Origin of the sequence: Marinoscillum sp. (assembly GCF_040222955.1) — a bacterium.
Taxonomy (GTDB): Bacteria; Bacteroidota; Bacteroidia; order Cytophagales; family Cyclobacteriaceae; genus Marinoscillum.
This window is the reverse complement of record NZ_JAVKCA010000021.1, coordinates 65,945-80,360: the sequence shown is the minus strand read 5'-3', so window position 1 is coordinate 80,360 and position 14,416 is coordinate 65,945. Positions and strand designations below refer to the sequence as shown.

The following is a 14,416-nucleotide window of genomic DNA, read 5'->3' as shown; positions in this document are numbered from 1 at the left end:
ATTTGCCGGGGCATCACGAATTGTTATCTTGGTGTACTTTTGCCGCTTCGATGATAAAGACATTGATCAAATATCTTCTGTCTCTGTGTATGCTCCTGCTGATCGGTCACGGTCAGGGGTCATCGTCTATCGATGGGTATACATTCAACGAAAGTTATGGTGAGTTTGACAGCCAAACCTTAGGCATTCCTTACCATGAGGAGGGTTTAGCTTTTTCACCTGCGTCCTCTGCTGCCAAAAAAGAGGTGGCTATTATAAGTGCTGCAGAGTATGAAGAAAAGGAGGATGAAAAGAATTCCTCCCGAAAACACCTGGTACCCAACAGCCACTACGCCAGCCATTTTTACACTCAGCTTCCCGGAGACTATTTCCGCTACCTCAGGAAAAATTTAGCACTCCGCAATTATTTCAATTATTTCTCATCCTATGAGTCGCTCAATATCCTGCTCTGCGTGATCAGGATATAATACCTGTTTGGGTGCTTTGACACCCGAAATCCCTCGGTAATTTCTTACAGTGCCCGGTCTTCTTTGGAAATCCTCCAAATGAATGTGCGCTTGTATATACCGTCCAAAGAAATCAAAAATACCTTCTTAAAAAAGTTAAAAAACGATCATGAATAGAATTTTCATTCTCATGAGCTTCTGTACAGTATTGCTTTACACGAGCTGTGAATCGCACAAAGAGCATCACCACGAAGAAACCAAATTTTTGGTGACCAGTCCCATCAGGTTGGACACCTCTATCACCAAGGATTACGTATGTCAGATCCGATCTATCCAGCACATTGAGCTCCGGGCCTTAGAAAAAGGCTACCTGCAAAATATCTATGTAGATGAGGGGCAGTTTGTCAAAAAGGGCCAGCTGATGTTTCAGATCATGCCCAGACTTTATGAGGCCGAACTGAGAAAAGCTCAGGCCGAGGCTAGTTTCATCGAAATAGAATACCAAAACACAAAGAGCCTGGCTGAGAGCAATGTGGTGGCTCCTAATGAGCTGGCCCTGGCTAAAGCGAAACTTGAAAAAGCCAAAGCGGAAGTGGCTTTGGCAGAAGTGCATCTGAGTTTCACCCAAATCAGGGCCCCGTTTGATGGCATTATGGATCGGTTTCATGTGCGGCTGGGGAGCCTTGTGGATGAAGGTGAGCTGCTGACTGAAATTTCGGACAACAGTGCCATGTGGGTATATTTCAATGTACCGGAGGCAGAGTACCTCGATTTTGAATCCAATGTGAAGGCTGCTGGAAAGACCGTAGTGAAGCTCCTGATGGCCAATAACAAATTGTTTGCTCATGAGGGGGTAGTAGAAACGATTGAAGCGGAGTTCAATAACGAAACCGGAAATATTGCCTTCAGGGCTACTTTCCCAAACCCCAAAAGACTGCTAAGACATGGGGAAACGGGCAATGTACTCATGACCACTCCACTTAAGGGCGCATTGGTGATCCCGCAGAAATCCACTTTTGAAATTCTGGATAAGCGATACGTTTTTGTGATTGACGAAGAAAACAGGATCCGATCAAGAGCAATCAGCATTACCGCTGAAATGCCGCACATCTATGTGGTACAGGAGGGTCTGGATGAAAATGACAAGATACTTCTGGAAGGTCTGCGCCTGGTCAGGGAGAAGGATGAAATCAGCTATGATTTCGTGGAGCCCCTGTCCGTCATATCGAATTTGGAGCTGTATTCTGAATAATTGGAGACCTAAAAACCAGAAAAATGTTTAGTCAAATAATACATAGGCCGGTTTTTGCCATTGTCATTTCGGTCATTATCGTTTTTGTAGGTTCACTGGCCATCAAGCAGTTACCTATTTCGCAGTTTCCCCAAATTGCCCCGACAACCGTAAGTATTTTCATTGCTTACCCCGGATCCAGTGCCGATGTGCTGGTGAAATCAACACTGATTACCCTGGAAAACTCTATCAATGGTGTGCAGGATATGAGGTATATGGCCACTGATGCCACCAGTGCAGGAGAAGCCACCATCAGTGTCATTTTTGAGCCGGGTACGGATCCCAATCAGGCAGTCATCCGGGTGAAGACCAGGGTGGATCAGGTGATGCCGCTGCTGCCGGAGCTGGTGCAGCGGGAGGGGGTCATCATCACACCCATTCAGCCCAGTATGCTGATGTATGTCAACCTCTATAGTGAGGGTGAAGACATGGATGAGAAGTTCCTGTACAATTACGCCAATGTGAAAATGATCCCGGAGATCAACCGGATCAGTGGGGTGGCCAGGACACAAATTTTGGGTAGCCGTACCTATGCCATGCGTATCTGGCTCAATCCTGATCGCATGCGTGCCTACAACATTTCCATAGATGAAGTGATGGAAGCGTTGGGTGAGCAAAGTATCATAGGTCGTCCGGGGAGGATCGGCCAGAGCTCCGGTATTGCTGCTCAGTCACTGGAATATGTGCTTACCTATAAAGGGAGATTTAATAAACCCGAAGAGTATGAAGGGATCATCATTCGTGCCAATGCCGAAGGAGAGAGCATACACCTGAAGGACATAGGCCGGGCTGAGTTGGGTAGTGAATTCTTCGATATCTATTCCAACCTTGATGGCCACCCTTCGGCAGCCATTGTGCTGAAGCAAAACTATGGGAGCAATGCCAGTGAGGTGATAGAAGATGTAAAAGCGAAGCTTGAAGAGATGCGCGCTGATTTTCCTCCCGGAATGGATTATAAGATCAGCTATGACGTGTCAGAATTCCTGGATGCTTCCATTGAGCAGGTGACGCATACCTTGCGCGATGCATTTGTGCTGGTGGCCCTGGTAGTATTTCTTTTCCTGGGTGATTGGCGATCCACATTGATTCCAATTCTGGCAGTACCAGTATCATTGATTGGTGCCTTCTTTGTCATACAGATGTTTGGTCTCTCCATCAATCTGGTGACACTCTTTGCCCTCGTCTTGGCCATTGGTGTTGTGGTGGATGATGCCATCGTGGTGGTGGAGGCTGTTCATGCCAAAATGGAAGAAGAAAACCTGTCACCTTACCATGCGGTGAGAAAAGTGATGGGAGAAATCAGCGGGGCGATTATCGCCATTACCATGGTGATGGTGTCGGTGTTCCTGCCTATTTCGTTTATGACTGGCCCTGTGGGTACCTTTTACCGGCAGTTTTCCATTACCATGGCAAGTTCCATCGTGATATCGGCCCTGGTAGCCCTTACGCTCACCCCGGTACTCTGCGCGATTTTGCTAAAAAACAATCATGGAAAGCCCCGAAAGAAAAACCTCCTCAACCGGGCCCTGGATGGGTTCAATAGCGGTTTTGATAAGCTGACAGGAAAGTATACCGGTTTATTGCGAGTGATCGTCAATAAAAGGGTGCTCACGTTCGTCATACTGTTTGTCTTTGGTCTTGGGATTCTCTTTGAAAATCAAATCCTTCCGGCGGGCTTTATTCCGAGTGAGGATCAGGGGACTATCTATGCCATCATCCAAACACCTCCGGGAGCTACGTTGGAAAGAACCAATCAGGTCTCTCAAAAACTGCAGAAAATATGTGAAGAGATAGATGGTGTGGAGTCGGTGTCTTCTCTGGCGGGCTATGAGATCATGACCGAGGGGCGAGGCTCCAATGCCGGCACCTGTTTGATTAACCTAAAGAATTGGTCCGAACGTGAGCATTCCGTCAAGGAAATCATGGAAGAACTGGAGGAGAAGTCGAAGGGACTTGGGGCCATTGTGGAGTTCTTCGAACCTCCGGCTATACCGGGATTTGGATCTTCCGGTGGATTCTCCATGCGTTTGTTGGATAAAACCACCGATACGGATTATCAGGAATTTGATAAAATCAACAAGAAGTTCATGGATGATCTGAGTAAGCGGCCGGAGCTTACTGGTTTGTTTACCTTCTTCGCTGCAAACTATCCTCAGTATGAATTGGTGATAGACAATGAGCTCGCCATGCAGAAGGGGGTTTCGATCGGCAGTGCCATGGAGAATCTCAACATCCTGATAGGGAGTACATATGAGCAGGGGTTTATTCGTTTTGGGCGTTTTTTCAAAGTCTACGTCCAATCCGCTCCCGAGTTCAGAAGGCTCCCTTCGGACATTCTCAAACTGTTTGTTAAGAATGATCATGGGGAGATGGTGCCTTATTCTTCGTTTATGAAGATTGAGAAGAAACAGGGCCCCAATGAGGTGACCCGATACAATATGTACAATTCAGCGGCTATCCGCGGACTTCCAGCCAAGGGGTATACAACTGCTGAAGGCATTCAGGCGATACGTGAAGTGGCCAGTGAAACCCTGCCCAAGGGGTATGACATTGCCTGGGAAGGACTTTCCTACGATGAAGCCAGAAGAGGGAATGAGTCCCTTTACATTTTCATCATTGTCCTGGCTTTTGTCTATCTGGTGCTGGCGGCGCAGTACGAAAGTTTCATTTTGCCCTTGGCCGTTATTTTTTCCCTTCCCGTGGGGGTCTTTGGCTCCTTTTTTATGCTTAAGGTGATGGGGTTGGATAACGATATTTATGCCCAGATCGGACTGATTATGCTGGTCGGTTTGTTGGGAAAAAATGCCGTGTTGATCGTGGAATTTGCCGTGCAGAAGCACCGGCACGGAGCCACCATTTTTGAAGCGGCCATTGAAGGTGCAAAGGTTCGTTTCAGGCCAATTTTGATGACTTCATTTGCCTTCATTGCCGGATTGATTCCATTGGTCATTGCTACCGGTGCCGGAGCCATTGGTAACCGTACCATCGGATCCTCTGCCCTTGGCGGAATGTTACTTGGAACCATTTTCGGGGTAATTATTATCCCTGGCCTTTATTACATTTTTGGAAGTCTGGCGGATGGTCGTCAAATGATCAGGGATGAATACGACAGGCCTTTGTCGGAAGTACCTCAACACAAAAAATCAAAAGAAAATGACCACAGCGCTTAACAGAAGAATTTTTAAATATTTAGGAATAGCCTCTTTTGTGGTGAGTGTTTCGGCCTGTACGCCAGATTTGGCGGTGACCAAGACCGCCAATCGGGTGCTTCCTGAGACCTATAAAAGCACTCAGGATACTGCCAACACTACTACCAAGATTAACTGGAGGGAGTATTTTACCGATCCAAACCTGATTGCACTGATTGATACCGCCCTGAACAATAATCAGGAGTTGAACATCACGCTACAGGAGATCGAGATTGCCAGAAATGAAGTGATGGCCAGGAAGGGTGAGTACCTGCCATTTGTGGATTTTGGTGCCGGTGCCGGTGCTGACAAGGTGGGCAGGTATACCCGAAACGGGGCATTGGAAGCCAACAATGAAATCAAGCCGGGAAAGGAATTTCCCGAGCCGCTGGGGGATTTCATGGTAGGGGCTTATGCCACCTGGGAGCTGGATATTTGGCGTAAGCTGCGTAATGCCAGGAAATCGGCCTATACGCACTACCTCTCCACCGTAGACGGAAAAAACTTCATGGTCACAAACCTCATTGCTGAGATTGCCAACTCTTATTATGAGCTGATGGCTCTTGACAATCAGCTGAGAATCGTACAGCAGAACATAGAAATCCAGAGCAATGCCCTGGAGATTGTGAAGTTGCAGAAACAGGCGACCCGGGTGACAGAGCTGGCGGTGCGGCGGTTCGAAGCTCAGGTGCTGGACACCAGAAGCCTCCAGTATGGCATTCAGCAGAGGATCATAGAAACGGAGAACCGGATCAATTTTCTGGTAGGTAGATATCCGCAGCCTATACCAAGGGATTCGGAGGTTTTCATAGGTCTGATGCCTGATAGCATTCAGTCAGGCATTCCGGCTCAGCTTCTGGAAAACCGTCCCGATGTACGGCAGGCAGAGCTCGAATTAGAGGCTGCCAGGCTGGATGTGAAAGTGGCAAAAGCCAGATTTTACCCGGTCATTGGCATTACGGCCGGCATTGGATACCAGGCGTTTAATCCTACCTACCTGGTGAAAACACCCGAGTCACTGATCTATTCACTCGCCGGAGATCTGGCGGCTCCATTGATCAATAGAAATGCGATTAAAGCCACTTATTACAATGCCAATGCGAAGCAGATTCAGGCCGTTTATAATTATGAGCAGACCATTTTGAATGCATACATCGAGGTGGCTAATCAGCTTTCCAATATCAATAACCTGAAAAGCAGCTATGACCTGAAGGAGCGGCAGGTACAGGCGCTTACTGAGTCTATTGAAATTTCCAACACACTCTTCAGGTCTGCCCGGGCAGACTATATGGAGGTATTGCTCACACAGCGAGATGCCCTGGAGTCCAGGTTTGACCTGATAGAGACTAAAATGCAGCAAATGCACTCCTGGATTGATATCTATCAGGCGCTGGGTGGTGGCTGGCGTTAATCCAAATTTTGTAATTGAATCAAAAAGCCACTTTTCAGGATTGAAAGGTGGCTTTTTTTATAACCCCGAAAAGATTGATTTGTAATGATCGTAATGGCCATGTATCAGGAAAATGATAGGCTAAATAAAATTGGTGTAGTGATTTAAACCTCGAAAATTTCCTCCTATGGCGAGTCGGGATTAAATTATGACATAATCTTGCAAGACAGCTTAAATGAATCATGATATGATCACACCAACCATTCGCAAAATCAACAAATTACTAGTGGCCAATCGCGGAGAAATAGCCATAAGGGTGCTTCGGGCAGCATCAGAAATGAAGATCCGTACTGTGGCCATGTACACCTATGAAGATCGATATTCCCTGCATCGATACAAAGCGGATGAAGCCTACCAGATAGGTGTGAATGAGGAACCCCTCAAGCCTTATCTGGATATCGAAGAAATTATTTCACTGGCAAAAAAACAAGATGTAGATGCCATCCATCCTGGTTATGGTTTTCTATCAGAGAATGTCCATTTTGTGCGCAGGTGTCAGGAGGAAGGGATCATCTTCATTGGCCCTAACCCTGAGGTTATGGATCAGTTGGGTGATAAGGTTCGGGCCAAGCAAGTGGCTTTGCGGGCCAAGGTTCCGATTATTCAGGATAGTGAACAAGATGTCACGACCACTGAGATTGCCAAAGAGGAAGCTGCCCGCATTGGATTTCCGGTCATGGTAAAAGCTGCAGCCGGTGGTGGCGGACGTGGAATGCGCGTGGTGCGAGAGCCAGAAGCGCTTGTTGGAGCATTCACAGAGGCCAGAAGTGAGGCCAAAAAGGCTTTCGGTGACGATACTATTTTCATAGAGAAGTTCATAGACAACCCCAAGCACATAGAAGTGCAGATCATGGGTGATAATTATGGCAACCTTGTGCATTTGTATGAAAGGGATTGCTCGGTGCAGCGGCGCTATCAAAAGGTAGTGGAAGTGGCCCCATCCACCGGACTGAAGGAGGAAACCAGGCATAAACTTTTTGAATATGCCCTTAGGATTACGCGCGAAGTGAATTACAACAACGTGGGGACTGTTGAATTTCTGGTGGATGCAGAGGAAAACATCTACTTCATTGAGGTGAACCCCAGAGTTCAGGTGGAGCACACCATTACGGAGCAGATTACCGGTATCGACATTGTGCGATCACAGATTGAGATTGCGCAGGGTTACACACTTGATGACCCCCGGATTTTCATCAAAAGTCAGGACGACATTAAGGTCAATGGTTTTGCCATCCAATGCCGCATCACTACAGAAGACCCTGAAAATAACTTCAAACCTGATTATGGCAGAGTGATAGCCTACCGCTCTCCGGGCGGTTTTGGCATTCGACTGGACGCCGGTAATTGCTATGCGGGGGTCACGATTTCACCTTTCTTTGATTCGATGCTGGTCAAAATCACCGCGACAGGCCGTACCCTGAAAGGCACTTCCACCAGACTGCAGCGGGCATTGTCAGAGTTTAGAATCCGTGGAGTGGTGACCAACAAGGGCTTTTTGGAGAATGTGCTGCAACACGAATTGTTTTATACAGGGAAGGTCACCACGAAGTTCATTGAGGAGCACCCCGAGTTGTTTCAAATGAAGCGCTACATGAACCGGGCCACCAAGTTGCTCAATTACCTTGGTGAGGTGGCCGTGAATGGTAACCCGAGCGTAAAGAAAATTGACCCTTCCGTAAAATTCAGAACGCCGAAAATTCCTGAATTTGATCGAAGGGGCGCGTATCCTTCAGGGACGAAGCAAATCCTTGAAGAAAAAGGGCCTGATGGACTGGTGCAATGGGTGAAGGATCAGAAGCAGATTTTGTTTACCGATACCACGCTCAGGGATGCCCATCAGTCGCTTCTGGCTACACGGATGCGATCGCTGGATATGCTTAACGTGGCGGAGGGTTTTGCCAAAAACAACCCGAATGTTTTCTCTCTTGAAATGTGGGGTGGGGCGACATTCGATGTAAGCATGCGCTTCCTTCATGAGAACCCGTGGGATCGGCTGAAAAATATCCGGAAAGCTGTTCCAAACATATTGCTGCAAATGCTTTTCAGAGGCTCCAATGGGGTGGGGTACAAAGCCTATCCTGATAACCTCATTCAAAAGTTCATCGAAGAAAGTGCGGAGCACGGAATGGATATTTTCAGGATTTTCGATTCCCTCAACTGGGTGGAGGCCATGAAGGTGAGTATCCGTACCGTTCGTGAACGAACAAACTCTGTCGCTGAGGCATGTATCTGCTACACAGGCGATGTGATGAATCCGGATTCGAAATACAACATGCAGTATTATGTGGACATGGCCAGGGCGCTGGAAGACGAAGGAGCACACATCCTGGCGATCAAGGACATGGCCGGACTGCTGAAGCCTTATGCTGCCACTGAGCTGATCGGGACGTTGAAAGGCGCTGTGCAAATTCCAATACACCTGCACACGCATGACACCTCTTCCATGCAGGCGACCACCTACCTCAAGGCCATAGAATCTGGTGTTGACATTGTGGATGTAGCCATCTCCTCTATGTCCGGGCTCACCTCACAACCCAATTTCAATTCCATTGCGACGGTTCTGAAAGGGCACGAAAGAGACCCCAAAATGAATGTGCCTTCACTCAACCAGTACTCAAACTATTGGGAGGACGTGCGTCAGTACTATTATCCTTTCGAGAGCGAACTAAAAGCGGGTACTGCGGAGGTTTACGATCATGAAATCCCCGGGGGACAGTATTCCAATTTACGTCCGCAGGCCGAAGCACTTGGTTTGGCTGGTCAGTTTGAGACAGTGAAGAAAAACTATGCAATTGTCAATAAAATGTTTGGGGATATTGTCAAAGTCACTCCATCCAGTAAGGTGGTGGGAGATATGGCTATTTTCATGACATCCAATAAACTCACCGAAGAGGAGATCATGAGCAGGGGAGATTCTATTTCTTTTCCTGATTCTGTCATTAGCTTCTTCAAAGGGGAATTGGGCCAAACACCAGGAGGCTTTCCAGAGCAGTTGTCAAAAGTGATTTTGAAAGGAGAAAAACCCTTCACTGACAAACCGAACGCCCATTTGCCGGCCGTGGAATTTGACAAGGAATTCAAGCAGTTTCAGGAAGAGTTTGATGAATACTGTGACGAGCTTGACTTTCTTTCCTACAAACTGTACCCGAAGGTATTCAAGGATTTCTATGAACATTGGATCAGGTATGGTGCGGTCTGGCAGCTTCCTACCAAGGCATTTTTCTTTGCGCTAAAGCCGGAAGAAGAGCTTTTTGTTGAAATTGGTCCGGGGAAAGCTATTATCATCAAACTCAACTATGTCTCCGAACCGAATGATGGTGGAATCCGCAAAGTCTATTTCGAGCTGAACGGCCAAACCAGAATCATCGATGTTCGTGACATGGATTATAAGGTGACTAAAGCGGTTCATCAAAAAGCCAAAACCGACAATGAGATCGGTTCTCCACTTCAGGGAAGACTCGCTGAAATAAAAGTGAAAGCGGGGGATCGGATCAAAGCCAAAGACCCATTGTTCATTATAGAAGCCATGAAAATGGAGTCGACAATAACTGCCCATCAGGATGGGGTGGTCAGCAGGGTTCACTTGCAAGCAGGGGATATGGTAGAACAGGACGATCTGGTGGTTGAACTGGAATGATGGCAAATGTCATTGATGCTTTAAGTTAGGATGGGATAATCAGGGACTGGCACTGCTGGCCCTGTTTTAGAATATTGATCAGTCAACACCTTGTGTGCCGATTGGCTATTATAAAGACGGATTAGGTTGACTTAGACTTTTCCCTTCTTCCATGCTTCAAAAGTCAACCAATTGTCTGTTCATTGGTTTCTGTTACAAGCTCAAATCATTAAGGAATGACTCCTGATTACGATCAACTCATCAACGAAATTTACACAGAGCTGAAAGATGCTCCGGATGAAGGCATGGTGGCTGACTATATTCCCGATTTGGCTTCCATTGACAGGTCTAAGTTTGGTATTTGTCTGACTACTCTGGATGGAGCGCAAAACAAAATTGGAGATGCTGATGAGAAATTTTCTATTCAGAGTGTTTCCAAGGTACTGTCCTTGGCTCTGGTGTTCAGCCAGTTGGGAAATAAGGTCTGGGAAAGAGTGGATGTAGAGCCTTCCGGGAATGGTTTTAATTCAATCATTCAGCTGGAATACGAGAATGGCTTTCCGCGAAATCCTTTCATCAATGCGGGAGCCATTGTCATAGCCGACATGCTGGTGAGTTTGCACGAAGATCCCAAAACAGTGTTTCTGGAATATATTCGGGGCTTGTGTGGAAATCCTGACATCCAGTACAATGAAAAGGTGGCCTTGTCCGAAAAAAGTGTTGGATATGGCAATTATTCCCTTGCCTATATGATCAAATCCAAGGGGAATTTGGTGAATGATGTGGAGGAGGTTCTGGACTTTTACTTCTGGCAATGTTCTGTTGAGATGACCTGTGCGGAACTTGCACAGACCTTCCTGAACTTCTGCGAAACCAACGTTCCATTTGGACACGGGAACTACATGCTCACGGCAAGTCAGTCCAGAAGAATGAATGCACTCATGCTTACTTGTGGATTCTATGATGAATCCGGTGAGTTTGCTTTTGAGGTTGGATTACCAGGAAAGAGTGGGGTAGGTGGCGCCATTGTGGCCCTCAATCCATTAAAGTATTGTGTAAGTGTCTGGAGCCCGCCATTGAATAAAAAAGGGAATTCTTATAAAGGAATGCAGGCTCTGGAAATGCTCACCACCAAATTAGGCAGATCCATTTTTTAGTAGGCCCGTACCTGCCGATGGCCAAGTATTCTCTTTGAGATCGGTGTTGGAATTTTAGTGGCTGGATTTTTTTGACTTTGAAAATGAACCCGGGTACATCTGCGGTGTATTACCCTTTGACTTCCGGAAGTTTCAACTCACTAAAACTAAAGTCAAAGATGAAAACAGTAGGAATAATTGTAATGTGTCTTTTGGTGCTACCGCTTTTCGGGGCGTACCGCCCGGAGGACATCCCTTCAAAAGTTGTGGAGGTGAAGGCCCGAAATTGGTATTTGGAGAAGTATCGATCGTGGCGTGACTACCTGGGGCAAAATGCTCAGGATAAGTCTGGTTGGGTAGAGTGTTTCGAAGCTGCACTTTACAGCGGCATGCCCTCTGACGGACTAAAGGAAATAGCCGACGAGGTGAATAAGCATTTCCCAAACAGTAGTGAAAGCCACTGGGTTACCGCCAGGTTGCTGGGATATACGGATGATGGAATTGTACACCTGGAAAAAGCCCTCGCTGACCTTGATCATCATGAATGGCTGGTGGATCGGATGATGCTCTCTGAAATCAAGGGAGTGAACCGAGCGGAATATTCCAGGGAGTTGTTTCACTCCAATGTGATGTACCCAAGTCTGCTGAACTATGCCTACAATGTGCTCATGTCGGTTGGTGAAAATGGAATATTAATCACCGAGGGAGAAACCACCACTATACCCATATGGGTCCTTCAGGATGAAATGGGGGTCAGGACGGATGTGAAGATTTTGAATCTTGAACTCATTGAGAATAATGCCTATCAGGAGAGGGTTTTTGGGGAAATGGGCATCAAAACCAGAGATGGCCGGATTGAGAATCTGTATGAAGCAAATCCGGATCAGTCGTTTTACTATGCGCTCACTCTACCGAGGCAGCATTTCGAACGGCTGAACGATAAACTATATGTAGTGGGCTTGGCATCACTTTTTAGTGAAACGGAGATTAACAACTATGAGGTTTTACGTGCCAATATTGAAGACCGGTTCCTGCTTGATTACCTCACGGTAGATTTTAATGGTGAGCCAAAAACGGCTACAGGCCGGACTTTTGAAGCCAACTATATTGTACCCTTTTATTTACTGAAACAATATTATGATCAGCAGGGGGATGATCAGAAATCGAAATTCCTGGAAGCGCAAATCAAAAGCATCGCAGACCGTTCACAAATCAGAGGGCGGGTGAATATGCTCCTTTCGCAAAAGCCTGGCCCGAGGACCTTCAAGGTGATCGCATTGGATATCAAAAGTCTGGATAAGGGGCTCACCAAAGTGAAAGACAATATCTATGCGGGAGTGCATGAAGTGACCAACGCAGAGTATCAATTTTTTCTGACATACCTGGGAAATCAAAAATATGACGAACTGCTGGAGATTGCCCGTTATCGATTCGAAGACTATGACCCGATCAACAAGGCCTTTAGCCAATCGTATCACTTTAATACAAAGGATGATAAGGTGATGAATTACGCTGACTACCCGACCATGGACATCTCCTTTGAGGCTGCCAAGCTGTACTGTGAATGGTTAACTGCGCAGTACAATGAGCAGGATGGCAGAGCATTTAAGAAGGTGAAATTCAGGCTACCCTCTAGGCAGGAATGGACCATGGCCGCGCTGGGTTATGTTGATTTTCAATCCTGGAATTTTGAAGATAATGTTGTCAGGGCACGACCTGATGGGGAGGGTAAGCCGCGGTACTTTGAGGAATATCGGATTGGAGATTACGACAGTGTGAGCTATCCCTGGTATCATGGTGACTGGTTCAAGTTGAGAAACAGTATTGTGAATGAAAAGGGATGCTTTCTTGCCAATATCAAGGCACCAGAGAATGTAACACCATGCGTGTCCGGACGTGAAGGGGATGGGTACAGGTTAACTTCACCCGTGCTTTCCTATTTCTCCAATGACATGGGCCTTTATGATGTGATTGGAAATGTGGCAGAAATGATCAATGAACCCGGCAAGGCGATGGGTGGCAGCTGGAATCATCCTGCCAATGAATCGACCATTACCAGCATCAATGAATATGATGAGCGTAGCAATGCTGTTGGTTTCAGGATATTTATGGAGGTTCTGGAAGAATAAAATGGGCCTTTTTACCACATATGGTAACAAGACAGATGAAGCGCTGATGGTCCTCATCCAGGGTGGGGATCATCGTGCTTTTCATAATCTGTATACCAGGTATTCAGCCAGACTCAATGGCTTTTTCTTCAAGATGCTTTGGGCAGATTCTGAGATGGCCGAAGATTATGTACAGGATTTGTTTACCAAAATCATTGATCGCCCGGAACTGTACAAAACGGAATATAAAGTAAAGCCATGGCTTTTTCAGATCGCCTTCAACATGTGCAAGAATGCCTACAGAAAACGGTCCTTCGAACAGGATTATCGGCAGCATCTGGAGTCAGAAGGTATACACCTGGCGCACATTGAGCAGAAACTTGACCACAAGTTGCAATTCGACTTACTGTCTCAGGCCCTTTCCGAGCTGAATGAGGATCAGAGAACGATTTTTTTACTGAGATACCAACAAGAAATGACCGTAGAAGAGATTAGCGAAATTTTTGAAATACCACCTGGTACGGTGAAGTCGCGCTTATTCTCCGTGCGGCAGCAATTGATCCTAAAAGTAAATGACGACCAAAAAATAACCAGACATGGAAAAGAACAAATTTGAAGAATTGGACCAGATCATTTGCAGTAAAAACTATACTGAGCTGAACAAGTCAGAGAAATCACTGGTGGATGAGGTATTTTCCAATGAACGGGCATTTGAACGCTATCGTGAACTCATCGGGCATGCAGTGTCAGTTCAAACCAGGCCTGTGTCAAAGCAATCCACGGTGAAGCTAATGAGTAGATTCAAAGCAAAGAACAGATCGGTGGTCTACTCCCTTTTGTCTATGAAAGTGCCCGCAATGGCCAATGTTGCCTTCCTGATCATCTTCTTTGCAGGCTTCTGGTGGTACACGGTTCAAAAAGAACCCATCATAGAGTCGCCTAAAGTAGTCTACCTGCCGGGCAAGGTAGACACTGTGTTTTCTCAGCTGCCGTCCGATACGGTGTACATCGAGCGCATTGTGAAACAACAAGTGCCTGTTTATGTGGCTAGTCAGAGACCAGAATCACCCGCTCATGAAGTTACCAGGGGCAGTACCCTGGCCGATCAGGAGGATTTAACGGATTTTTTGGTCAGTAGTCTTTGAAAGAGGAGGTAAAGGACAGTTCCTTGAGAAGGATAA

The 14,416-nt window shown here is 46.6% G+C and carries 9 protein-coding genes; all 9 read left to right on the top strand.

The window, feature by feature from the left end; all coding sequences use genetic code 11:
* The first annotated feature begins 50 nt into the window (after nucleotides 1-50).
* The 9 genes from RIH33_RS18130 to RIH33_RS18090 all read left to right on the top strand — a co-directional run bounded on the left by RIH33_RS18130 (nucleotide 51) and on the right by RIH33_RS18090 (nucleotide 14,380).
* Nucleotides 51-467, top strand: coding sequence for a hypothetical protein (locus tag RIH33_RS18130; protein WP_406652682.1), 417 nt, complete (start codon nucleotides 51-53; stop codon nucleotides 465-467).
* Nucleotides 468-615: 148 nt separating this feature from the next.
* A complete protein-coding gene (locus RIH33_RS18125) occupies nucleotides 616-1,698 on the top strand; it encodes an efflux RND transporter periplasmic adaptor subunit (protein WP_406652680.1) in 1,083 nt (360 codons plus the stop codon).
* A 23-nt stretch (nucleotides 1,699-1,721) separates the two neighbouring features.
* Entirely contained in the window at nucleotides 1,722-4,907 is a 3,186-nt protein-coding gene (locus RIH33_RS18120; RefSeq protein ID WP_406652678.1) for an efflux RND transporter permease subunit, read from the top strand.
* The gene (locus tag RIH33_RS18115; protein ID WP_406652676.1) at nucleotides 4,891-6,336 is read left to right on the top strand and encodes a TolC family protein; all 1,446 of its coding nucleotides are present in this window, start codon (nucleotides 4,891-4,893) and stop codon (nucleotides 6,334-6,336) included. The genes RIH33_RS18120 and RIH33_RS18115 overlap by 17 nt, the downstream gene beginning before the upstream one ends.
* 226 nt (nucleotides 6,337-6,562) lie before the next feature.
* Nucleotides 6,563-10,012, top strand: coding sequence for a pyruvate carboxylase (locus RIH33_RS18110; protein WP_406652675.1), 3,450 nt, complete (start codon nucleotides 6,563-6,565; stop codon nucleotides 10,010-10,012).
* Nucleotides 10,013-10,227: 215 nt separating this feature from the next.
* Nucleotides 10,228-11,148, top strand: coding sequence for a glutaminase (locus RIH33_RS18105; protein ID WP_406652673.1), 921 nt, complete (start codon nucleotides 10,228-10,230; stop codon nucleotides 11,146-11,148).
* Nucleotides 11,149-11,306: 158 nt separating this feature from the next.
* On the top strand, nucleotides 11,307-13,256 hold the full coding sequence (locus tag RIH33_RS18100; protein WP_406652671.1) for a formylglycine-generating enzyme family protein: 1,950 nt from the start codon (nucleotides 11,307-11,309) through the stop codon (nucleotides 13,254-13,256).
* Nucleotides 13,198-13,851 (top strand): RNA polymerase sigma factor, encoded by a 654-nt coding sequence (locus tag RIH33_RS18095; RefSeq protein ID WP_406652670.1) that lies wholly within the window; start codon nucleotides 13,198-13,200, stop codon nucleotides 13,849-13,851. Before RIH33_RS18100 ends, RIH33_RS18095 begins: the two co-directional genes overlap by 59 nt.
* Nucleotides 13,832-14,380 (top strand): hypothetical protein, encoded by a 549-nt coding sequence (locus RIH33_RS18090; protein WP_406652668.1) that lies wholly within the window; start codon nucleotides 13,832-13,834, stop codon nucleotides 14,378-14,380. The genes RIH33_RS18095 and RIH33_RS18090 overlap by 20 nt, the downstream gene beginning before the upstream one ends.
* The last annotated feature ends 36 nt before the right edge of the window (nucleotides 14,381-14,416 follow it).

Bases quoted from the DNA above. Each gene is read 5' to 3' on its own strand.
- RIH33_RS18130 (WP_406652682.1), top strand. From the start codon at position 51: ATGATAAAGACATTGATCAAATATCTTCTGTCTCTGTGTATGCTCCTG.
- RIH33_RS18125 (WP_406652680.1), top strand. From the start codon at position 616: ATGAATAGAATTTTCATTCTCATGAGCTTCTGTACAGTATTGCTTTAC.
- RIH33_RS18120 (WP_406652678.1), top strand. From the start codon at position 1,722: ATGTTTAGTCAAATAATACATAGGCCGGTTTTTGCCATTGTCATTTCG.
- RIH33_RS18115 (WP_406652676.1), top strand. From the start codon at position 4,891: ATGACCACAGCGCTTAACAGAAGAATTTTTAAATATTTAGGAATAGCC.
- RIH33_RS18110 (WP_406652675.1), top strand. From the start codon at position 6,563: ATGATCACACCAACCATTCGCAAAATCAACAAATTACTAGTGGCCAAT.
- RIH33_RS18105 (WP_406652673.1), top strand. From the start codon at position 10,228: ATGACTCCTGATTACGATCAACTCATCAACGAAATTTACACAGAGCTG.
- RIH33_RS18100 (WP_406652671.1), top strand. From the start codon at position 11,307: ATGAAAACAGTAGGAATAATTGTAATGTGTCTTTTGGTGCTACCGCTT.
- RIH33_RS18095 (WP_406652670.1), top strand. From the start codon at position 13,198: ATGATGAGCGTAGCAATGCTGTTGGTTTCAGGATATTTATGGAGGTTC.
- RIH33_RS18090 (WP_406652668.1), top strand. From the start codon at position 13,832: ATGGAAAAGAACAAATTTGAAGAATTGGACCAGATCATTTGCAGTAAA.